The sequence below is a fragment of the Arenimonas oryziterrae DSM 21050 = YC6267 genome (assembly GCF_000420545.1).
Classification (GTDB): domain Bacteria; phylum Pseudomonadota; class Gammaproteobacteria; order Xanthomonadales; family Xanthomonadaceae; genus Arenimonas; species Arenimonas oryziterrae.
The window spans coordinates 1-22,436 of the sequence record NZ_ATVD01000007.1 but is presented as its reverse complement, the minus strand read 5'-3'; the positions used below and the strand labels follow the sequence as shown (position 1 = coordinate 22,436).

Genomic DNA, 22,436 nt, shown 5'->3' with positions numbered 1-22,436 from the left:
CATGTTCGGCTATTACTTCACGCTGGGACTGCGCAGCCTGCGCCGCAATCCGGTGCTGACCGCGCTGATGATCGTCACCCTCGCCGTCGGCGTCGCCGCCAGCATGGCGACCCTGACCGTGCTCTACGTGATGTCCGGCGATCCGATCCCGCACAAGAGCGATCGCCTGTTCGTGCCGCGCCTGGACAACAGCCAGCTTAATGGCTACACGCCGGCCGATGAGCCGAGCGACCAGATGGTCTATCGCGACGCGGTCAATCTGCTCGCCAGCGGCCAGGGCGTGCGTCGCACGGCCGTGTACGGCATCAACTCCGGCATTGAAAGCGGCCGCGCCGATCTGCCGCCGTTCCTGGTGCAGGGCGTGGCGCCGACGCTGGATTTCTTCGCGATGTTCGAAACGCCCTTCCTCTACGGCGGCCCGTGGTCCAAGGCCGACGAGGAAGCCAAGCGCGACGTCATCGTGCTCAACCGCAAGACCAGCGAGAAGCTGTTCGGCCAGACCAATCCGGTCGGCAAGCGCATCCGCATGGAAGGCTCCGACTTCCAGATCGTCGGCGTGCTCGACAGCTGGAATCCGCTGCCGCGCTACTACCGTTTGATCAATGGCAACGGCGGCAGCTTCACCGGCGAGGACGAGATCTTCATCCCGTTCCAGACCGCCGTGCGTCACGAGATGAACAACAGCGGCAACAACAACTGCAGCGGCGATGGCGCCGGTCCCGGCTGGCAGGGCTGGCTGGACTCGGAATGCGACTGGATCCAGTTCTGGTTCGAAGGCGCGTCCGCCGCCGACCAGGCGAAGATCAAGGACTACCTGGCCGCCTACATCACCGACCAGAAAAAGCTCGGCCGCTACCCGCGCCCCATCAACACCCGCGTGGAGAACGTCAACGAGTGGATGGAACACCTGGGCGTGGTCAGCAAGGACAGCAAGCTGTCGACCTGGCTGGCGATGGGCTTCCTGCTGGTCTGCCTGGTGAACACCGTCGGCCTGCTGCTGGCCAAGTTCTCGGCACGTGCCGGTGAAGTCGGCGTGCGACGCGCGCTCGGTGCCACGCGCAAGGACATCTTCCAGCAATACCTGATCGAAGCGGGCGTGGTCGGTCTGGTCGGCGGATTGATCGGTCTGGTGCTGAGTTTCGCCGGCCTGTGGCTGATCTCGCTGCAATCCGACGAGATGGCCTCGGTCACGCACATGGACTGGGCGATGCTCTGCCTCACCATCGTGCTCGCGATCACCTCTAGCATCGTCGCCGGTCTGCTGCCGACCTGGCGTGCCTGCCAGGTGACGCCCGCCCTGCAACTGAAGACGCAATAAGGAACGACCATGGAAATCCGTCCGATCCTCTCTTCCCTGCTGCGCAACAAAACCGGCGCCCTGCTCATCGCCGCACAGGTGGCACTGAGCCTGGCGATCGTCGCCAACGCGCTGTACATCATTCGCGACCGTCTGGCGTTCGCCGCGCGTCCCAGCGGCATTCCCGACGAGAGCTCGCTGTTCCACATCGACATCGCCACGCTCAAGGATCCGGAGACGCCGCAGGAAAAGATCGCGATGCAAAAACGCGATGAAGAAGTCCTGCGCGCCGTGCCCGGCGTAGTCTCGGTGACCTGGACCAACATGGCGCCGCTGACGCAGTCGGGCTGGAACATGGGTCTGTCACTCAAGCGCGAGCAGACCGACAGCTCGGCGCAGACGGCCATGTACTTCGGCCCGGGCTCGTTCGTGAAGACCTACGACCTGAAGCTGGTCGACGGCCGCGACTTCACCGAAGAGGACGTCTTCGAAAACGATCCCGACAAATCGGAAATCATGGGCGAGAACGCGATCGTCACGCAGGCGCTGGCCAAGAAGCTGTTCCCGACCGAAAGTGCCGTCGGCAAGCAGATCTTCATCGGCAACGGTCCGCGGGCACAACCGCTGCGCATCGTCGGCGTCGTCGAAAAGCTGCAGACGCCGTGGACGCAAGCCGGCGAACGCGCGGAGATCTCGATGATCCTGGCGACGCGGCGCGTGCAGAGCTATTCGATGTTCTCGGTCCGCACCGAACCCGGACAGCGCGACCGCGTCATGAAGGATGCCGAAGCCGCCCTGCTCAAGATCATGCCCGGCCGCATGGTTATCCAGAACAAGTCGATGGACGAAGACCGCGTCGATCGCTATCGCGACGATCGTGCCGTGGCCTGGATGCTCGTCACGGTGACCGTGCTGCTGTTGCTGGTCACTGCCAGCGGCATCGTCGGCATGGCGACGTTGTGGGTGAACCAGCGCCGCAAGCAGATCGGTGTGCGTCGTGCCCTGGGCGCTCGTCGTTTCGACATCCTGCGCTACTTCATCACCGAGAACCTGATGATCACCACCGGTGGCGTCGCCGCCGGCCTGGTACTGGCCGTGGCCCTGAACCAGCTGCTGGTCAGCCAGCTCGAGCTGACCAAGTTGCCGCTGGGCTATCTGGCAGCGGGTGCGGCCACGCTGTGGGCGATCGGCGTGCTGGCGGTCTACGGCCCGGCCTGGCGTGCGTCGAGCATCTCCCCGGCCATCGCCACGCGCAGCGCGTGACGGTAACCTAGGCGCATGCCGACTGTACTGATCATCGACGACAACCCCTCGGTCGCGACCGCGCTCGAGGTGTTGTTTTCCCTTCACGACATCGCCACCGTGCGCGCCCTGTCTCCCGACGAAGGCCTGGCACTGCTGGCGCGCACGCCGGTGGATCTGGTCGTGCAGGACATGAATTTCAGCGCGGACACGACCTCGGGCGAAGAAGGTGTCGCCCTGTTTGGCGAAATCCGCGCACGTTTCCCGGACCTGCCGGTGATCTTGCTGACCGCCTGGACGCATCTGGATGCCGCCGTGCAACTGGCCAAGGCCGGCGCCGCCGACTATCTGGCCAAACCCTGGGACGACCGCCGCCTGATCGCGACGGTCGAAAATCTCATCGAGCTTGGCCAGGCCAATCGCGAACTGCAGCGGCGCGTGCAGCGCGAACGCAAGCACCGCCACGAACTGGAAAAACGCTTCGATCTGCGCGGCGTCGTCTGGAGCGACCCGGCCACCGAACGCGTGCTGACCCTCGCCTGCCAGGTGGCGCGCGCGGATGTGCCGATTCTCGTGACCGGACCCAATGGCGCGGGCAAGGAGCGCATCGCCGAAATCATCCAGGCCAATTCCTCGGTCAAGGAAGGACCGATGGTCACCCTCAATTGCGGCGCGCTGCCCTCGGAACTGATCGAGGCGGAGCTGTTCGGCGCCGATGCGGGCGCCTTCACCGGCGCGAGCAAGGCCCGCGAAGGAAAATTCGAGGCCGCCGACGGCGGCACGCTGTTCCTGGACGAGATCGGCAATCTGCCGCCGAGCGGACAGATGAAATTGCTGCGCGTGCTCGAGACCGGCCGCTTCGAGCGTCTGGGATCGAACCGGGAACGCCAGGTGAAAGTCCGCGTGATCAGCGCGACCAATGCCGACCTGCCGGGCATGATCCGTGCGGGCAGTTTTCGCGAAGATCTGTTCTATCGCCTCAACGTCATCGAGCTGCGCCTGCCGCCGCTGTCGGAGCGATCCGGCGACATCCTGCCCTTGGCCCTGCATTTCCTCGGCGAGGGTCGGTCCCTCGACGAGGCCGCACGCGCGGCATTGCTTGCGCATGCGTGGCCGGGCAATGTCCGCGAGCTCAAGAACGTCATGCAGCGCGCGAGCCTGCTCGCCGCGCAGCCGATCATCGGCGTCGGTGATCTGGGCCTGCCGCAGGCGCCGGCCGCGACCGCATCGGTCAACGACGCCGAACCCGATCGCGACAGCATCGAACGCGCGCTCGCCCGCGCCGCCGGCGTCGTCGCGCAAGCCGCCGCCGACCTGGGCCTGAGCCGCCAGGCCTTGTACCGGCGCATGGAACGCCTGGGCATCGCCCGTCCCTGACATGGGCCTGCGCGCGCACCGCCGATCGCTGGCCGCGCGCCGATTGGTGCTGATGCTGCCCCTGCTCGCGATCACGGTCGTGCTGGTGCTCGTGCTCGACTATTTTTTCGCCGACAGTCCCGTGCTGGTCGGCAGTCTCAGCCTGCTGCTGATGTTACCGGTGGCGATGTGGCTGATCCGTTTGCAGTTACGCCCGATGCTGTCGCTGTTTCGCGCGCTCACCGGCAGCGTCACCAGTTTTCGCGACGGCGATTTCAGCTTCAGCCTGCGCTGGCCCGGCCGCGACGAACTCGGCGATCTGGTCGACGCCCACAACGAGTTGGGCAATGTCCTGCGCGAACAGCGGCTGGGCCTGGTACAGCGCGAACTGCTGCTGGACACCATGGTGCAGAACACGCCGGTCGCGATGCTGCTGGTCGCCGAAGGCGGTCCGATCGTCTACGGCAATCTCGCGGCGCGGCGCCTGCTCAACCAGGGACGCAAACTCGAAGGCCATGCGCTGGACGCGGTGCTCAAGCTCGCCGCCACACCGCTGCGCGAAGCCATGGCGCGCGGCGGCGACGGTCTGTTCTCCGTGGGCGAGGACGATGAGGAAGAAGTATTCCATCTCGCGCGTCGCGGCTTCCGTCTCAATGGCCGCGCGCATGAATTGCTCCTGCTGCGCCAGTTGACCGTCGAACTGCGCCGGCAGGAAGTGCAGACCTGGAAAAAAGTCATTCGCGTGATCAGCCATGAACTCAACAACTCGTTGGCGCCAGTGGCTTCGCTGGCGCACTCGGGCGCGGAGCTGGTGCGGCGCGGTCAGATCGAGCGCTTGCCGGAAATCCTTGGCACGATCGAGGAGCGCGCACGCCATCTCGAAGGCTTCATCCGCGGCTACGCGCGCTTCGCGAAACTGCCCTCGCCGCGCCTGGAAACGGTGACCTGGCCGGAGTTCGTGTCGCGGCTCGCTTCGCAGATCGCCTTCGGCGTCATCGGCGACCTGCCCGAGGAAGCGGCGCGCTTCGATCTGGCGCAGATGGAACAGGCGCTGTTGAATCTGCTGAAGAACGCGCATGAATCGGGCTCGGCGGCCGGCGACGTGCAGCTGAGTGTGCGCCGGCATTCGGGCACGCTGCGCATCGAAGTGCTGGACCGCGGCACCGGCATGAACGATGCGGTGCTCACCAATGCGCTGGTGCCGTTCTACTCGACCAAACGCAGCGGCACCGGCCTGGGCCTAGCACTCGCCCGCGAAATTGCCGAAGCGCACGGCGGCCGCATCGCCTTGGGCAATCGCGAAGACGGCGGACTGATGGTCGCGCTGGTGTTGCCGGCCTGAAAGCGGCCGGCCTGAGGACGATCAGGGCTTGCGGGTGGGTCGCTTCCAGCCGGGCACGGTCTGCTGGCGACCACGCGACACCGTGAGCTCGCCGTCCGGTGCTGGCTTGGTGATGACCGAGCCCGCACCGATGGTCGCGTCGCGACCGATGGTGACCGGCGCGACCAGCGAGGAATTGGAGCCGATGAACGCGCCGTCCTCGATGCGCGTGATCGACTTGTTCACGCCGTCGTAGTTGCAGGTGATCGTGCCCGCACCGATATTCACGCCGGCACCGATGTCGGCATCGCCCAGATAGCTCAGATGGTTGGCCTTGGAACCCGGGCCGAGTTTCGCTTTCTTGGTCTCGACGAAGTTGCCGACATGCACGCCATCCGCCAGCTCCGTGCCCGGACGCAGGCGCGCGAACGGCCCGATGCTGCAGGCGCCGAGCGTGCGAACGCCATCGATGTCGCAATGCGCCTGTACGACAGTGCCGGCGGCCAGCGTCGCGTCCTTGATGCGGCAGAACGGTCCGATGCGTACGCCTTCGCCGAGCACGATGTCGCCTTCCAGGATCACGTCGACATCGATTTCCACGTCATGCGCCACGCTCACGCGGCCGCGCTGGTCGAATCGTCCCGGGTCGGCGAAACGCACGCCCTGTACCGCCAGCGCCCGCGCCGCGCGCTGTTGATAGGCGCGCTCGAGCTGGGTGAGTTGCCAGGGGTCGTTCGCTCCCTCGGTTTCGACGGGGTCGGCGACGCGGACGAAATCGGCCGGCGCGAATTCCGCCGATGCGGCGGCGAAGACATCGGTGAGGTAATACTCGCCCTGTGCATTGGCGTTGCGCAGCTGACCGAGCCAGCGACGCAGGTCTTTGGCGTTCGCGGCGATGATGCCGGTGTTGACCAGGGTGATCGCGCGAACGTCGTCGTCGGCATCCTTCTGCTCGACGATCGCACCGACGTGACCGGTGGCATCGAGCACCAGGCGGCCATAGCCGGTCGGCTCGTCGAGTTCGGCGGCGAGAACGACCAGGACGTCGGGCGCGAGCAACAGTTCGCGCAAAGTCTGCGCACGGATGAGCGGCACGTCGCCATAGAGCACGAGCACGCGGGCATCGTCGGGAATGGCCGGCATGGCCTGCTGCACCGCATGTCCGGTGCCCAGCTGCTGAGCCTGCTCGGCCCAATGCAGGTCGGTCTGCGCGGCGAATGCGGCGCGCACCTGGTCGCCCCCGTGGCCATACACGATGTGGATCGCGGCGGGCGCGAGCTCGCGCGCCGCAGCCACGACGTGCGCGAGCATCGGCAGGCCGGCGATCGGCTGCAGCACTTTCGGGCGCGCCGACTTCATCCGCTTGCCTTCGCCGGCGGCAAGAATGACGACATGCAACGGTGCGGACATGCGAACCTCGCTGGGAACCCCGGGCCGGCCTCGCGTCCGGGCGGAAGCGAGTTCTGCGACAATCTTAGCAACTGCCGGCAGCCCATCAACGCCATGCCCGAGATCCGCGCCGTCGCGACACCCTCCGATCGCGCCTGGCTCGTCCTGCTGAGCGTGGGTCTGCCGCTGCTGTTGCTGGCCCTGCTCGGCCAAGACACCAACTGGGACCTGCGCAACTACCACCTGTACAACCCGCATGCCTGGCTGCAGCAGCGCGACGGTCTGGATATCGCCCCGGCGCAGTTGCAGTCCTGGCACAACCCGCTGCTGGACGTGCCGCTGTACCTGATGACGCAGGCGCGCTGGCACGGCGCCTGGATCGGACTGTGGCTGACGTTACCGACCCTGCTCGCGATCCATTGCCTGCTGCGACTGCAGCGCCAGCTCACGGACGGGCCGGTGCCGCGCAGCGCGAGCCTGGCGCTGACGGTCATCGCCCTGCTTGGCGCGGGCGCCACCACAGCACTGGGCAGCAGTTTCAACGACGCCTTCGTCGCCGGCGGCATGCTGGCGGCGTTGTGCTGCGTGGTCGGCCCGACACCGGTGCGGCCGCGCGCTTGGCTGATCGCGGGAGTGATAGCTGGCGCGGTCATGGGCCTGAAGCTCACGGCCGCGCTGTATTGCCTGGGACTGGCGGGAGCCGCCGCTGTCGGCGGACCGATGCGCGGGGCGCCGCAACGTCTGCTGCTGCTGGCCCTCGGCGGACTGCTCGGTTTTGCACTCACCTACGGTTACTGGGCTTGGCACCTGTTCGTGCTGCACGGCAATCCGGTGTTCCCTTACTTCAACCAGGTGTTCCAGTCGCCCGACGCCTTGCCTGTGGCGATCGAGGATCGCCGCTACCGGCCGAAGACGGTCATGGATGCGTTCTGGGTGCCGCTGCGTCTGCTGCAGGAATCGATGCGGTACTCGGAAGCTCCCCTGCGCGATCCACGCATGCTGCTGGGCGTGCTGGCCTGGCCGGCGCTGGCGCTGCTGCGTCCGCGCCTGGCGGCGATGACGAACGACCTGCGCATCGTGCTCGCATTTTTTTTCGTCTCGTTCGGACTGTGGTTGGTGCAGTACGGCATCTACCGTTACCTGCTGCCGCTCGAGATGCTGTCCGGACTGGCGGTGGTGCTGCTGCTCGCCCGCCTTCCGCGGCGCTGGCGCGGTGCGGCGCAGCTCGCCGCCGTCATCGTGATCGTCGCGAGTACGGTGCAACCGCATTGGGGACGCGCGCGTTTCGCACCGGCGCTGACCACGATGACGCGGCTACCGGCGAATTCGCTGGTGGTCATCAGCAGCTGGGATCCGCTCGCACATGGCGTGCTGCGCCTGGAGGGTCGCGTGCCGGTGCTGTCGATGCACAACAATTTCATGTGGCCCGATCGCTGCACGCGCTTGCAGGAACAAGTCTGGACGCGCCTTGCGACGCATGAGGGGCCCCTATGGCTACTGCGCGAAGGCGGCGACCGCGTCGACGATCAAGAGTCGCAATTGGCAGCGTATGGCTTGCAGCGCGCAGGCGCCTGCCGCGATCTTCCGACCGACTACGAAACGCTCAGCCTTTGTCCGCTGGTCCGTCATCCCGTGCCCGCGACCTGTCCGCCGTCGACGGCAGGATCTGGTCGGTAAGCAGGCGCATCAACTCCTGGCTGCGGCGGTTGACGGTGTCCAGGATCAGGCCCGTGGCGAGCGACAACAAGGCCGTCAGCACGAGGGCCGATGCCAGGACAGCCGTCGAGGGATGCGTCACGGCGCCAGTCAGAGCGAACTCGCTGATCACCACGCTGCCGAACGCCAGCCCGGCGAGCGTGCAGGCGATCGCGATGAGTCCGAAGAACAGCAGCGGGCGATGGTCCTTGTACAGGAACAGGATCGTACGCAGCACGCGGAAACCGTCGCGGAAGGTATTGAGCTTGGAATGGCTGCCTTCCGGCCGCGATCCGTAAGGGACCGGTACTTCCCGCAACACCATGCCCTGGGCGAGCGCGAATACCGTCATTTCGGTTTCGATTTCGAAACCCTGCGAGAGCACCGGCATCGAGCGCACGAACCGGCGATTGAACGCACGATAGCCGGACAGGACGTCGGCGATACGCGTTTGGAACAGACTGGAAATCACCGTGCGGACCAGACGATTACCGAACCCATGGAAACGCCGGAATGCCGAATCGGCATGCGCTTCCAGGCGCGTGCCCACCACCATGTCGGCTTCGCCGGCCAGCACCGGCGCGAGAACGCGCTCGGCATGATCGGCCGGATAGGTGTCGTCGCCGTCGACCATCAGCAGGACATCGGCATCGACGTCGCGGAACATGCTGCGCACGACATGGCCCTTGCCCTTCGCCGGCACCGCGATCACCCGTGCACCGGCCGCACGCGCGAGCGCGGCAGTTTCGTCGGTGCTGGCGTTGTCGAACACGTAGATCGCCGCCTGCGGCAAGGCCGCGCGGAAATCCGCCACGACCTTGGCCACGGTCAATGCCTCGTTGTGGCAGGGAATGAGTACGGCGATGCGGACGTCGGCGGTCATGGCTCGGGCGATCGGGTTTCCGGCGGGCATTGTCGACGAAGTCGGCGGCAAAGTCCCTCGTTTGCAGGCCCGGCGCGCATTGCTAGGATGGCTGCATGCGTCTACCCCCGTGGCATCCGCACCTGCGCCAAGGCAGCCTGTTCCTGATCGTCGGCGGCGCGCAGCTGCTGCTCGATACCGCCGTGTTCATCCTGAGCACGAGCCTGGGTGTGCCGGTCGGTCCGGGCAATGTCCTGGGCCGACTCAGCGGTGCGGCGCTGGGCTTCTGGTTGAATGGTCGCTACACCTTCGCCGAGAACGGGCAGGCGCGTCTTTCGCGGCGACACCTGCAACGGTTCGCGTTCGCCTGGTTGCTGCTGACCGCGCTCAGCACCGTGGTCCTGCAGTGGGTCGCGAGCCGACACGCACTGCAGGGCGCCTGGCTGGCGAAACCGGCGGTGGAGGCGGTCATGGCCGCAATCGGCTTCGTGGTCTGGCGACAGTGGGTGTTTCGCTGAGAGGTCGGATACAAAAGAAAACGCCGGCACGTGGCCGGCGTTTTTCCTTCAGCGTCTTGGCGTCGATCAGTGCTTGAGGTTCTTGCGCAGGCGCTCGAGGGCCTGCATCTGCACCAGGCTCATCGCCAGCTGGTTCTGTGCTTCTTCCAGGCTCATGTTGCTGTCCTTGCCGGACAACGCACGCTCGGCCTCTTCCTTCGCCGCCTGGACCTTGCCCTCGTCGATGTCCTGACTGCGGATCGCGGTATCGGCCAGCACGCTGACGACCTGCGGCTGCACTTCCAGGATGCCGCCGGACACGACGATGTCGAGCTTGTCGCCGTTGGCGAGCGTCAACACGACCTTGCCGGGCTTGAGACGGGTGATCAGCGGCGCGTGGCGCGGCACGATGCCGAGCTCGCCCATTTCGCCGGTGGCGACGACCATCTGCACGTCGCCGTGGAAGATCTCTTCCTCGGCGCTGACAATGTCGCAACGAATGGTGCTCATGGTGTTCTCGCTTTGATTCGTGGGCGGGCTGCGGCGAACGGCAGGGCGGGCTCTCGCTCAGTCCTTACGGTTCGCCGCGGGCGTATCAGGCCTTTTCCGCCATTTTCTTGGCTTTCTCGAAGGCTTCTTCGATGCCGCCGACCATGTAGAACGCCTGCTCCGGCAGATGGTCGCATTCGCCTTCGCAAATCATCTTGAAGCCGCGGATGGTGTCCTTGAGCGTGACGTACTTGCCCGGCGAACCGGTGAAGACTTCCGCGACGTGGAACGGCTGCGAGAAGAAGCGCTCGATCTTTCGCGCGCGCGACACGGCCTGCTTGTCTTCTTCCGACAGCTCGTCCATGCCCAGGATCGCGATGATGTCCTTGAGTTCCTTGTACTTCTGCAGCGTCGCCTGCACCTTGCGCGCGACGTCGTAGTGCTCGTGGCCGATCACGTTCGGGTCGAGCTGGCGCGAGGTCGAGTCGAGCGGATCGACGGCCGGATAGATACCCAGCGAGGCGATGTTACGGCTCAGCACGACGGTCGCGTCGAGGTGGGCGAAGGTCGTGGCCGGCGACGGATCGGTGAGATCGTCGGCGGGCACGTAGACGGCCTGGATCGAGGTGATCGAGCCGGTCTTGGTCGAGGTGATGCGCTCCTGCAGCACGCCCATTTCTTCGGCGAGCGTCGGCTGGTAACCCACGGCCGACGGCATACGGCCGAGCAGCGCGGACACTTCGGTGCCGGCCAGCGTGTAGCGGTAGATGTTGTCGACGAACAGCAGCACGTCCTTGCCCTTGCCCGACGCGTCTTTCTCGTCGCGGAAGTACTCGGCCATGGTCAGGCCGGTCAGCGCGACGCGCAGACGGTTGCCCGGCGGCTCGTTCATCTGGCCGTACACCATCGCGACCTTGTCGAGAACGTTGGAGTCCTTCATCTCGTGGTAGAAGTCGTTGCCCTCGCGGGTACGCTCGCCCACGCCGGCGAACACGGACAGACCCGAGTGCGCCTTGGCGATGTTGTTGATCAGCTCCATCATGTTGACGGTCTTGCCGACGCCGGCGCCGCCGAACAGGCCGACCTTGCCGCCCTTGGCGAACGGGCACATCAGGTCGATGACCTTGATGCCGGTTTCCAGCAGTTCGTTGGTCGAGGACTGCTCTTCGTACGACGGGGCCGCGCGATGGATTTCCCAATGATCGGTCGCCTTGACCGCACCGGCTTCGTCGATCGGGCTGCCGAGCACGTCCATGATGCGACCGAGCGTGCCGGCGCCGACGGGCACGGAGATCGCCTTGCCGGTGTTGACCGCCAGCAGATTGCGCTTCAGGCCGTCGGTGGAGCCGAGCGCGATGGTGCGCACGACGCCGTCGCCGAGCTGCTGCTGCACTTCCAGCGTGATCTCGGTACCGGTCACCTTCAGCGCGTCGTAGATCTTCGGCACGTCGTCGCGGCCGAACTCGACGTCCACGACGGCGCCGATGATCTGCACAATCTTGCCCTGGCTCATTTTCGTATCCTCTGAGAAGCGTTTGTTTTCTTTGCCGGAGCGTCGCGGTCGCGCCGCTCCGGCATCAATGGGGTTTAGACCGCTGCGGCGCCGCCGACGATTTCCGAGATTTCCTGGGTAATCGCAGCCTGGCGGGCCTTGTTGTAGATCAGGTTCAGCGTGCCGATGAGCTTGGTGGCGTTGTCGGACGCGGACTTCATCGCGACCATGCGCGCGGCGTGTTCGGACGCGAGGTTTTCCAGGACGGCCTGGTAGACCAGCGACTCGACGTAGCGCGTCATCACGTGGTCAAGCACGGCTTCCGCGCTCGGCTCGTAGATGTAGTCCCAGTCATGCTTGCTCTGCAGCGTCTCGGACGCCGGCAGCGGCAACAGCTGGTCCTGGCGCGGCTTCTGCGCCATAGTGTTGATGAAATCGTTGTAGCAAAGGAAGACGCGGTCGAGGTTGCCGGCGCTGTAGCCGTCCAGCATGACCTTGATCACGCCAACCAACTGGTCGATGTGCGGCTTCTCGCCCAGGTGCGTGACCGAGCCGGCCATCGTCACCTTCAGACGACGGAAGAAGGTCGACGCCTTCTGGCCGATGCAAACGACATCGACGTCGACGCCCTTGCCCTGCCACTCGCGCATGTCGACGAGAATCTTGCGGAACATCGCCGAGTTCAGGCCGCCGCACAGACCACGGTCGGTCGACACGATGACATAGCCAACGCGCTTGATCTGCGCGTGTTCGGCCATGAACGGATGCGTGTATTCCGAATTGGCCTTGGCGATGTGCCCGATCAGCTGCGTCATCAGGCGCGCATACGGGCGCGAGGCCTTCATGCGTTCCTGCGCCTTGCGGATTTTCGAGGCCGAGACCATTTCGAGCGCGCGGGTCACCTTGCGGGTGTTCTGCACGCTCTTGATCTTGGTTTTGATTTCCCTGCCGCCTGCCATGTCTCTTCCTTATTTGTAGGAGCGCCGCGAGGCGCGTTTGTTGCGGCTTTCGCCGCTCCTACGAATTGCTTACCAGCTGCCGGTGGTCTTGAACTCGGAGATCAGCTTCTTGAACGAAGCCTCGATGTCCTTGTCCCAGGCGCCGGTTTCGACGATCTGCTTCTGCAGGTCGCCGTAGCTGTTGGTCATGTGCGCATGCAGACCGGCCTCGAACGGCAGGATCTTCGCCATCGGCACGTCGTCGAGATAGCCTTCGTTGACGGCGTAGATCGACAGCGCCATCTGCGCGATCGACATCGGCGCGTACTGCTTCTGCTTCATCAGCTCGGTGACGCGCTGGCCGCGCTCGAGCTGCTTGCGGGTGGCTTCGTCGAGATCGGAGGCGAACTGCGCGAACGCCGCCAGCTCACGGTACTGCGCGAGCGAGATACGGATGCCGCCCGACAGCTTCTTCATGATGCTGGTCTGGGCCGCACCACCGACGCGCGACACCGAGATGCCGGCGTTCACGGCCGGACGGATGCCGGCGTTGAACAGGTCGGTTTCCAGGAAGATCTGGCCGTCGGTGATCGAGATCACGTTGGTCGGCACGAACGCCGAGACGTCGCCGGCCTGCGTTTCGATGATCGGCAGCGCGGTGAGCGAGCCGGTCTTGCCCTTGACGGCGCCCTTGGTGAACTTCTCGACGTATTCCTCGTTGACGCGCGCGGCGCGCTCGAGCAGACGCGAGTGGAGATAGAACACGTCGCCCGGATACGCTTCGCGACCCGGCGGACGGCGCAGCAGCAGCGAGATCTGGCGGTAGGCCACGGCCTGCTTGGACAGATCGTCATAGATGATCAGCGCGTCTTCGCCGCGGTCGCGGAAGTACTCGCCCATCGTGCAGCCGGAGTAGGCGCTGATGTACTGCATCGCGGCCGACTCGGACGCGGAGGCGGCGACGACGATCGTGTGGGCGAGCGCGCCGTTGTCGGCGAGGCGGCGCACGACGTTGGAGATCGTCGAAGCCTTCTGGCCGATCGCGACGTACACGCACTTAACGCCGGTGCCTTTCTGATTGATGATCGCGTCGACGGCCATCGCGGTCTTGCCGGTCTGACGGTCGCCGATGATCAGCTCGCGCTGACCGCGGCCGATCGGGATCATGGCGTCGACGGACTTGTAACCGGTCTGCACCGGCTGCGAGACCGACTTGCGCCAGATCACGCCGGGGGCGACCTTCTCGACCGGCTCGCTGAGCGCGGCGTTGAGCGGACCCTTGCCGTCGATCGGCTCGCCGAGCGCGTTGACGACGCGGCCGAGCAGTTCCGGGCCGACCGGCACTTCGAGGATGCGGCCGGTGGTCTTGGCGACATTGCCTTCGCGGACGTTCTTGTAGTCGCCGAGCACAACGGCGCCGACCGAGTCGCGCTCGAGGTTCAGCGCCAGGGCGTAGGTGCTATCGGGCAACTCGACCATTTCGCCCTGCATCACGTCGGCCAGGCCGTGGATGCGCACGATACCGTCGGACACGGAGGTCACGGTGCCTTCATTGCGCGCTTCGGCGGTCAGCTTGACCTTTTCGATGCGGGTCTTGATCAGTTCGCTGATTTCGGACGGATTGAGCGTCTGCATGGGAGTGTCCTGGATGGCCGAGCAATGCCGGCTTGGTTCAAAGGAAAATCTGGAATCAGTTCGCCAGCGCCGCCCCGAGGCGCGCCAGCTTGGTACGGAGAGAACCGTCGATGACGATGTCGCCGGCGTCGATCACCGCGCCGCCGATCAGGCTGTCGTCGATGGCCGTGCTGACTTCGACTTCGCGACCGAAACGCTTCTTCAGCGAATCCGTCAGCTTGGCCAGTTCGGCGGCGTCGAGCGCCTTGGCGGAGGTGATGGTCGCCTTGACCACCTTCTCCGCATCCGCGCGCAGCTGATCGAACAGACCGGAAATCTCCGGCAGCAGCGGCAGTCGGCGGTTTTCGCCGAGAACCACGAGGAACTGGCGGAAACTGGCGTCGGCATCAGCCGGCAGCAGCACGTCGATGAGTTCGCCAGCCGCCAATCGCGGATTGCCGAGCACGGACTGCACGAGCGGGTGGTTGACGGCGACGGCCGCGAAACCGAGCTGCTGCGAGAACTGCGGCAGGCGACCCTGTTCGCGCGCCAGCGAGAACGCGGCGCGAGCATAGGGACGGGCGAGGGTGAGGGCTTGGCTCATGTCGTCGGGCTTCCGAGTCGGTTCAAGTCGGCGCTCAGATTTCGGCGGCGAGTTCGTCGAGCAGCGCCTTGTGGGCGTTGCCGTCGATTTCGCGACGAATCAGCTTCTCGGCGCCGGCAACGGCGAGCGAGGACACCTGCTTGCGCAGATCTTCCTTGGCACGCGTCGTCGCGGAAACGATTTCGGCCTGGGCGGCCGCTTTCTGGCGGTTGCCTTCGACGATCGCTTCTTCTTTCGCGGCGTCGACGATCGCGTTCGCACGGGCCTCGGCCTGGGCGATGATCTCGCCTGCCTTGGTACGGGCTTCACGCAAGGCCTCGTTGACCTTTTCTTCGGCCTGGGCGAGATCTTTCTTGCTGCGATCAGCGGCCGCGAGGCCGTCGGCGATTTTCGCCTGGCGCTCTTCGATCGCCGCCATCAGCGGCGGCCAGATGAACTTGGCGGTGAACCAGATGAGGATCGCGAACGAGATCATCTGACCCAGTAAAGTCATGCCGATATCCATGACGTCTCCTGAAATCTATTTGCAGGCCAAGGCTTTCGCCTCAGCGCGGAACTCCGCGCAGCCTGGGCTGCGCGGCGCCTCCATGGATCGCTTTCTTAGCCCGCGACGAGCTTCGAGAGCAGCGGGTTGGCGAACGCGAAGAACATCGCGATGGCCACGCCGATCAGGAACGCGGCGTCGATCAGACCGGCGAGCAGGAACATGCGGCCCTGCAGCATCGGGACCAGCTCCGGCTGACGAGCGGCCGACTCGAGGAACTTCGAGCCCATGATGCCGATGCCGACGCAGGCGCCGATCGCGCCGAGGCCGATGATGATGCCGAGGCCGAGCGAGGTGTAGGCCTGAACGAGAGCGGTAGCAGCGAGAAGGTCCATGTGAATCTCCTAAACGTTTCGATGATGTGTTGCGGTGGAAGGGAAAAATGAAGCGGCTTAGTGATGCTCGTGCGCCATCGAGATGTAGACGACGGTAAGCACCATGAAAATGAAGGCTTGCAGGCCGATGATCAGGATGTGGAAGATCGACCAGCCGGCGTTGATCAGCACGCCCATGCCGAAGCCGAAGCTGCCGGCGACGGCACCCAGCGACCACATCGACATCAGGCCGGCGATAAGCATGAAGACAAGCTCGCCGGCGTACATGTTGCCGAACAGTCGCATGGCCAGCGACACCGGCTTGGACAGGTATTCGACCAGGTTCAGGAAGAAGTTCGGGATCGCGAGAACGATTTTTGCGACGGTGCCGTGCGCGTGGAACGGCGCGGTGAACAGCTCCTTCGTGAAACCCCAGCCGCCCTTCGCCTTGATCGAATAGAAGATCACCAGGAAGAACACGGTGATCGACATCGCGAAAGTAGTGTTGACGTCGGCGGAAGGAACCATGCGCCAGTAGGTGTGATGCGCGGTCTCGTGACCGGCGAGCTTCTGCACGCCGTAGCCGATCAGATCGAGCGGCAGCAGGTCCATCGCATTCATGAGGAAAACCCACATGAAGATGGTCAGTGCCAGCGGCGCGATGAAACGGCGGTCGCCATGGAACACGTCCTTGACCTGGCCGTCGACGAATTCGACGATCAGCTCGACGAACGCCTGGCCTTTGCTCGGCACACCGGAAGTCGCCTTGCGCGCCCGGAAGAACAACCAGCCGGCGAACAGGGCGCCGAGGAGGAAGGACACCAGGATCGAGTCCCAATGCACGCCCTTGTCGCCCAGCAACGCCGTGTTGTGCGTCAGATGGTGCTGAATGTATTCGGTCAACCCGCCCGTGCTCGGTTCAGCGCTCACAGAGACACCTATGCTTGAAATTTGCCAATGAGTAGGAATGCGGCGGTGGTACTCGCAAACCCTGCCAGCAAAGGCAGGGGCGGCAGCCCGAATCGGGCGAGCGCCAGATACAGCGCTGCAAGTACAACCACCCACTTCATTACGATGCCGACCAGCAGACCAGCGAGTGCCAGCCCGGCAGAAGGTGTTTGCGCGGACAGCGATCGCCAGGCGAGGAGAAGACTCCCCAACACCACGGCGCCCCCACCTGCTCCCGCCGCCAAGGCGGCACGCGCGTCCTGCACGAGAAAGGCCATCGCCACCATTGCCGCCACGCCCGCCTGGATGGCGATCGCGCGAAAGGCCAGGCGACGATTTGCGGCCATCGAATTGCGCACGCGTATCACCCGGACCAGCGGTTGGTGGCAGCGAAAACCGCCCTGCCAAGACGCAAAAGTATAGCAGCCGGACTTTGTCTCGGACAACCCGGAAACCACTGAAAAACTAGGTTCGCTGGCTCGGATGCCGAGGCATACTGCAGTCGAGTTCACAACCCTGAAGCGCTTGCGCGTGATCGGCTTTCGGCGACGGCTTGCACCCTGGCAAGGGCGGCCCAAAAGGGACGCGCCGCGGTCCGCTTTTTGGCCATTTATTGACCACCCTGACGCGGCAAATATGGCTCAAGATTGCCGGCCCAAACTGGCGCGCGAGTGCCATCTGAGGGCGCGAAATTTCACCGACACTGGCATCCCTTTTTGCCGCCGCAAAAAAGAAGAAGGCCAGTCCATGTGGACTGGCCTTCTGGGGTAAAAACCCTGGCGATGACCTACTCTTGCATGGCTTAAGCCACACTACCATCGGCGCGGTTGCGTTTCACTTCCGAGTTCGGGAAGGGATCGGGTGGTTCCACAACGCTATGATCACCAGGGAGAGGGTGGAGGGTCGCGATTGACGGAATGATGCTGATTTCCGCCTCACGCGCACGCTCTCGCATACGGTGCTGCTAATAAGGGGGTGATGTAGTGAGCGCTTTGACAGTCATCGACGTGATCGTCGAGGTTAAAGCAACTTGAGGTTATATGATCAAGCCGCACGGATCATTAGTATCGGTTAGCTCAACACATTGCTGTGCTTACACACCCGACCTATCCACCAGGTAGTCTTCCTGGTTCCTTTAGGGGACTTGTGTCCCGGGAGATCTCATCTTGAGGCGCGCTTCCCGCTTAGATGCTTTCAGCGGTTATCGCTTCCGAACATAGCTACCCGGCAATGCCACTGGCGTGACAACCGGAACACCAGAGGTTCGTCCACTCCGGTCCTCTCGTACTAGGAGCAGCCCCTCTCAAATCTCCAACGCCCACGACAGATAGGGACCGAACTGTCTCACGACGTTCTGAACCCAGCTCGCGTACCACTTTAAATGGCGAACAGCCATACCCTTGGGACCGACTACAGCCCCAGGATGTGATGAGCCGACATCGAGGTGCCAAACACCGCCGTCGATATGAACTCTTGGGCGGTATCAGCCTGTTATCCCCGGAGTACCTTTTATCCGTTGAGCGATGGCCCTTCCATACAGAACCACCGGATCACTATGACCTACTTTCGTACCTGCTTGATCCGTCGATCTCGCAGTCAAGCACGCTTATGCCATTGCACACAGTGCGCGATGTCCGACCGCGCTGAGCGTACCTTCGTGCTCCTCCGTTACTCTTTGGGAGGAGACCGCCCCAGTCAAACTACCCACCATACATGGTCCCCGGCCCGGATAACGGGCCCAGGTTAGAACGTCAAGCACATCAGGGTGGTATTTCAAGGATGGCTCCACGCAAGCTAGCGCCTGCGCTTCAAAGCCTCCCACCTATCCTACACAGACGAACTCAACGTTCAATGTAAAGCTATAGTAAAGGTTCACGGGGTCTTTCCGTCTTGCCGCGGGAACGCTGCATCTTCACAGCGATTTCAATTTCACTGAGCCTTGGGTGGAGACAGCGCCGCTGTCGTTACGCCATTCGTGCAGGTCGGAACTTACCCGACAAGGAATTTCGCTACCTTAGGACCGTTATAGTTACGGCCGCCGTTTACTGGGGCTTCGATCAAGAGCTTCGCCTTGCGGCTAACCCCATCAATTAACCTTCCAGCACCGGGCAGGCGTCACACCCTATACGTCCACTTTCGTGTTTGCAGAGTGCTGTGTTTTTGATAAACAGTCGCAGCGGCCTGGTTTCTGCGGCCCTGACAAGCTCAGCTACGCACGTAGCCACTCATCAAGGCGCACCTTCTCCCGAAGTTACGGTGCCATGTTGCCTAGTTCCTTCACCCAAGTTCTCTCAAGCGCCTGAGAATTCTCATCCTGCCCACCTGTGTCGGTTTACGGTACGGTCTGCGTGACCTGAAGCTTAGAGGCTTTTCCTGGAAGCGTGGTATCAGTGACTTCGTCCAATAGGACTCGTCTCGGTGCTCGGCATAAAGAAGCGCGGATTTGCCTACGCTTCATGCCTACCTCCTTTCCCCCGGACAACCAACGCCGGGTACACCTAACCTTCTCCGTCCCCCCATCGCAGTCACGCGAGGTGCTGGAATATTAACCAGCTTCCCATCGACTACACCTTTCGGTCTCGCCTTAGGGGCCGACTCACCCTGCGTCGATTAACGTTGCGCAAGGAAACCTTGGGCTTTCGGCGTGGGGGTTTTTCACCCCCATTATCGTTACTCATGTCAGCATTCGCACTTCCGATACCTCCAGCAGACTTTTCAATCCACCTTCGCAGGCTTACGGAACGCTCCTCTACCGCGCATCCACAACGTGAATGCACCCCGAGCTTCGGTATATCGCTTAGCCCCGTTAAATCTTCCGCGCAGACCGACTCGACCAGTGAGCTATTACGCTTTCTTTAAAGGGTGGCTGCTTCTAAGCCAACCTCCTGGCTGTCTATGCCTTTCCACATCGTTTTCCACTTAGCGATAATTTTGGGACCTTAGCTGCGGGTCTGGGTTGTTTCCCTTTTCACGACGGACGTTAGCACCCGCCGTGTGTCTCCTGCATAGTCTGTCTTGGTATTCGGAGTTTGCAATGGTTTGGTAAGGCGCAATGCCCCCCTAGCCATAACAGTGCTCTACCCCCAAGAAGATTCGTGCAAGGCGCTACCTAAATAGCTTTCGAGGAGAACCAGCTATCTCCGGGTTCGATTAGCTTTTCACTCCTAATCACACCTCATCCCCTACTTTTGCAACAGGAGTGGGTTCGGGCCTCCAGTGCGTGTTACCGCACCTTCACCCTGGGCATGACTAGATCACCCGGTTTCGGGTCTATTGCCTGCGACTATTCGCCCTATTCAGACTCGGTTTCCCTTCGCCTCCCCTAGACGGTTAAGCTCGCCACAGACAATAAGTCGCTGACCCATTATACAAAAGGTACGCAGTCACCCCACGAAGGGGCTCCCACTGCTTGTACGCACACGGTTTCAGGGTCTATTTCACTCCCCTCTCCGGGGTTCTTTTCGCCTTTCCCTCACGGTACTGGTTCACTATCGGTCGGTCAGGAGTATTTAGCCTTGGAGGATGGTCCCCCCATATTCAGACAGGGTTTCACGTGCCCCGCCTTACTCATTTTCATCATCGTGGCCCTTTCGCATACCGGGCTATCACCGTCTATGGCCGGCCTTTCCAGACCGTTTTGCTAAAACCACAATGACTTAAGGGCTGCTCCCCGTTCGCTCGTCACTACTGGGGGAATCTCGGTTGATTTCTTTTCCTATGGCTACTTAGATATTTCAGTTCACCACGTTCGCCTCCAACAGCTATGTATTCACTGTTGGATACTCCTTGCGGAGTGGGTTTCCCCATTCGGACATCTCCGGATCAATGTCTGTTGCCGACTCCCCGGAGCTTTTCGCAGGCTGCCACGTCCTTCATCGCCTCTGACCGCCAAGGCATCCACCGTGTGCGCTTATTCGCTTGACCATATAACCCCAAGTCGCCTCAGGGTCATCATTGCTCGCGAATGAACAACAACAACTTCAAATTTTAGGCCCTTTCAAGGGCCCGCCTTAGCCTCTACGACACGTCTTGATGACAGTTTCGTCTCAAACGCTCGCTACATCACCTATTTTCAAAGAACACGATTCCGGCCTCAAAGCCGGATCGATATATTTTGTGTGCGCTGTCATTCCATACAACCTGGTGGAGCCAGTCGGGATCGAACCGACGACCCCCTGCTTGCAAAGCAGGTGCTCTCCCAGCTGAGCTATGGCCCCAAATAACTTCTTCGTCGCTTGGCTTTGCCAAACGCAAAAATGGTGGGTCTAGGAGGACTCGAACCTCCGACCTCACCCTTATCAGGGGTGCGCTCTAACCACCTGAGCTACAGACCCAGGCCGGATCAATTGTTGGAATGCAGGAAACTTGTGCGGACGCCTGCGAAACAGCGTCGTCTTTGCTCAAAAGGAGGTGATCCAGCCGCACCTTCCGATACGGCTACCTTGTTACGACTTCACCCCAGTCATCGGCCACACCGTGGCAAGCGCCCCCCTTGCGGTTAAGCTACCTGCTTCTGGTGCAACAAACTCCCATGGTGTGACGGGCGGTGTGTACAAGGCCCGGGAACGTATTCACCGCGGCAATGCTGATCCGCGATTACTAGCGATTCCGACTTCACGGAGTCGAGTTGCAGACTCCGATCCGGACTAGGATGGGGTTTCTGGGATTGGCTCCACCTCGCGGTATCGCAACCCTCTGTCCCCACCATTGTAGTACGTGTGTAGCCCTGGCCGTAAGGGCCATGATGACTTGACGTCATCCCCACCTTCCTCCGGTTTGTCACCGGCAGTCTCCTTAGAGTTCCCGACATTACTCGCTGGCAACTAAGGACAAGGGTTGCGCTCGTTGCGGGACTTAACCCAACATCTCACGACACGAGCTGACGACAGCCATGCAGCACCTGTCTCACGGTTCCCGAAGGCACCCCTCGATCTCTCAAGGGTTCCGTGGATGTCAAGGCCAGGTAAGGTTCTTCGCGTTGCATCGAATTAAACCACATACTCCACCGCTTGTGCGGGCCCCCGTCAATTCCTTTGAGTTTCAGTCTTGCGACCGTACTCCCCAGGCGGCGAACTTAACGCGTTAGCTTCGACACTGAGAGCCTAGTTGCTCCCAACGTCCAGTTCGCATCGTTTAGGGCGTGGACTACCAGGGTATCTAATCCTGTTTGCTCCCCACGCTTTCGTGCCTCAGTGTCAGTGTTGGTCCAGAGAGCCGCCTTCGCAACTGATGTTCCTCCCGATCTCTACGCATTTCACTGCTACACCGGGAATTCCACTCTCCTCTACCGCACTCTAGCGCGCCAGTATCCATCGCCATTCCCAGGTTGAGCCCGGGGCTTTCACGACAGACTTAACGCACCACCTACGCACGCTTTACGCCCAGTAATTCCGAGTAACGCTTGCACCCTTCGTATTACCGCGGCTGCTGGCACGAAGTTAGCCGGTGCTTATTCTTTCGGTACCGTCATGACTCCCGGGTATTAACCGGTAGCTTTTCTTCCCGAACAAAAGTGCTTTACAACCCGAAGGCCTTCTTCACACACGCGGCATGGCTGGATCAGGCTTGCGCCCATTGTCCAATATTCCCCACTGCTGCCTCCCGTAGGAGTCTGGACCGTGTCTCAGTTCCAGTGTGGCTGATCATCCTCTCAGACCAGCTACGGATCGTCGCCTTGGTGGGCCTTTACCCCGCCAACTAGCTAATCCGACATCGGCTCATCCAATCGCGCGAAGCCTTGCGGTCCTCCGCTTTCAACCGTAGTTCGTATGCGGTATTAGCGTAAGTTTCCCTACGTTATCCCCCACGACAAGGTAGATTCCGATGTATTCCTC

Annotated in this window: 17 protein-coding genes, 2 tRNA genes and 3 rRNA genes; 6 read left to right on the top strand and 16 right to left on the bottom strand. The window is 62.6% G+C overall.

Annotation, left to right across the window (positions count from 1 at the left end; genetic code table 11):
• Nucleotide 1 precedes the first annotated feature (1 nt).
• Genes G467_RS0114010 through G467_RS0113995 form a run of 4 tightly spaced genes read left to right on the top strand, consistent with a single transcriptional unit; the run spans nt 2 to nt 5,237 of the window.
• The gene (locus G467_RS0114010) at nt 2-1,318 is read left to right on the top strand and encodes an ABC transporter permease (RefSeq protein WP_022970366.1); all 1,317 of its coding nucleotides are present in this window, start codon (nt 2-4) and stop codon (nt 1,316-1,318) included.
• A 9-nt stretch (nt 1,319-1,327) separates the two neighbouring features.
• Nucleotides 1,328-2,560, top strand: a complete 1,233-nt coding sequence (locus tag G467_RS0114005) for an ABC transporter permease (RefSeq protein ID WP_022970365.1) — start codon at nt 1,328-1,330, stop codon at nt 2,558-2,560.
• A gap of 15 nt (nt 2,561-2,575) precedes the next feature.
• Entirely contained in the window at nt 2,576-3,916 is a 1,341-nt protein-coding gene (locus G467_RS0114000) for a sigma-54-dependent transcriptional regulator (protein WP_022970364.1), read from the top strand.
• Nucleotide 3,917: 1 nt separating this feature from the next.
• Entirely contained in the window at nt 3,918-5,237 is a 1,320-nt protein-coding gene (locus G467_RS0113995; RefSeq protein WP_022970363.1) for a sensor histidine kinase, read from the top strand.
• 21 nt (nt 5,238-5,258) lie between these two features.
• Here the strand turns inward: G467_RS0113995 and glmU are convergent, their stop codons facing one another.
• Nucleotides 5,259-6,626 carry a bifunctional UDP-N-acetylglucosamine diphosphorylase/glucosamine-1-phosphate N-acetyltransferase GlmU gene (glmU, locus tag G467_RS0113990; protein WP_022970362.1) on the bottom strand — a complete coding sequence of 456 codons (1,368 nt, stop codon included), beginning with the start codon at nt 6,624-6,626 and terminating at the stop codon, nt 5,259-5,261.
• Nucleotides 6,627-6,719: 93 nt separating this feature from the next.
• On the opposite strand from glmU, the gene G467_RS0113985 reads away from it, so the two are divergent.
• Entirely contained in the window at nt 6,720-8,282 is a 1,563-nt protein-coding gene (locus G467_RS0113985) for a hypothetical protein (RefSeq protein WP_022970361.1), read from the top strand.
• On the opposite strand, the gene G467_RS17000 is transcribed toward G467_RS0113985, so the two are convergent.
• Nucleotides 8,209-9,183, bottom strand: coding sequence for a glycosyltransferase (locus G467_RS17000; RefSeq protein WP_022970360.1), 975 nt, complete (start codon nt 9,181-9,183; stop codon nt 8,209-8,211). The genes G467_RS0113985 and G467_RS17000 overlap by 74 nt on opposite strands.
• A 95-nt stretch (nt 9,184-9,278) precedes the next feature.
• Here G467_RS17000 and G467_RS0113975 point away from each other — a divergent pair, with 95 nt between their 5' ends.
• On the top strand, nt 9,279-9,680 hold the full coding sequence (locus G467_RS0113975) for a GtrA family protein (protein WP_022970359.1): 402 nt from the start codon (nt 9,279-9,281) through the stop codon (nt 9,678-9,680).
• A 66-nt stretch (nt 9,681-9,746) separates the two neighbouring features.
• Here the strand turns inward: G467_RS0113975 and G467_RS0113970 are convergent, their stop codons facing one another.
• The 14 genes from G467_RS0113970 to G467_RS0113905 all read right to left on the bottom strand — a co-directional run.
• Nucleotides 9,747-10,169, bottom strand: coding sequence for a F0F1 ATP synthase subunit epsilon (locus G467_RS0113970; protein ID WP_022970358.1), 423 nt, complete (start codon nt 10,167-10,169; stop codon nt 9,747-9,749).
• A gap of 85 nt (nt 10,170-10,254) precedes the next feature.
• A complete protein-coding gene (atpD, locus tag G467_RS0113965) occupies nt 10,255-11,661 on the bottom strand; it encodes a F0F1 ATP synthase subunit beta (protein WP_022970357.1) in 1,407 nt (468 codons plus the stop codon).
• 74 nt (nt 11,662-11,735) lie between these two features.
• Entirely contained in the window at nt 11,736-12,599 is an 864-nt protein-coding gene (gene atpG / locus G467_RS0113960) for a F0F1 ATP synthase subunit gamma (protein ID WP_022970356.1), read from the bottom strand.
• 69 nt (nt 12,600-12,668) lie between these two features.
• Nucleotides 12,669-14,213 carry a F0F1 ATP synthase subunit alpha gene (gene atpA, locus G467_RS0113955; RefSeq protein WP_022970355.1) on the bottom strand — a complete coding sequence of 515 codons (1,545 nt, stop codon included), beginning with the start codon at nt 14,211-14,213 and terminating at the stop codon, nt 12,669-12,671.
• Between the two features lie 55 nt (nt 14,214-14,268).
• Nucleotides 14,269-14,796: a F0F1 ATP synthase subunit delta gene (locus tag G467_RS0113950; protein ID WP_022970354.1), complete on the bottom strand. Its 528-nt coding sequence runs from the start codon at nt 14,794-14,796 to the stop codon at nt 14,269-14,271.
• A 34-nt stretch (nt 14,797-14,830) separates the two neighbouring features.
• A complete protein-coding gene (locus G467_RS0113945; protein ID WP_022970353.1) occupies nt 14,831-15,301 on the bottom strand; it encodes a F0F1 ATP synthase subunit B in 471 nt (156 codons plus the stop codon).
• 95 nt (nt 15,302-15,396) lie between these two features.
• Complete coding sequence (atpE, locus tag G467_RS0113940; RefSeq protein ID WP_022970352.1) at nt 15,397-15,675, bottom strand: F0F1 ATP synthase subunit C; 279 nt, start codon at nt 15,673-15,675, stop codon at nt 15,397-15,399.
• Nucleotides 15,676-15,732: 57 nt separating this feature from the next.
• Nucleotides 15,733-16,584 carry a F0F1 ATP synthase subunit A gene (gene atpB / locus G467_RS0113935; protein WP_022970351.1) on the bottom strand — a complete coding sequence of 284 codons (852 nt, stop codon included), beginning with the start codon at nt 16,582-16,584 and terminating at the stop codon, nt 15,733-15,735.
• An 8-nt stretch (nt 16,585-16,592) separates the two neighbouring features.
• Nucleotides 16,593-16,961, bottom strand: coding sequence for an ATP synthase subunit I (locus G467_RS16995; RefSeq protein WP_155844904.1), 369 nt, complete (start codon nt 16,959-16,961; stop codon nt 16,593-16,595).
• 415 nt (nt 16,962-17,376) lie between these two features.
• A 5S ribosomal RNA gene (rrf, locus tag G467_RS0113925) occupies nt 17,377-17,491 on the bottom strand.
• A 151-nt stretch (nt 17,492-17,642) separates the two neighbouring features.
• Nucleotides 17,643-20,526 (bottom strand): 23S ribosomal RNA (locus tag G467_RS0113920).
• A gap of 217 nt (nt 20,527-20,743) precedes the next feature.
• Nucleotides 20,744-20,819: transfer RNA gene (locus G467_RS0113915), tRNA-Ala, on the bottom strand.
• Between the two features lie 40 nt (nt 20,820-20,859).
• Nucleotides 20,860-20,936 (bottom strand) — tRNA-Ile (locus tag G467_RS0113910).
• A 69-nt stretch (nt 20,937-21,005) separates the two neighbouring features.
• Nucleotides 21,006-22,436, bottom strand: a 16S ribosomal RNA gene (locus G467_RS0113905); the annotation flags it as partial.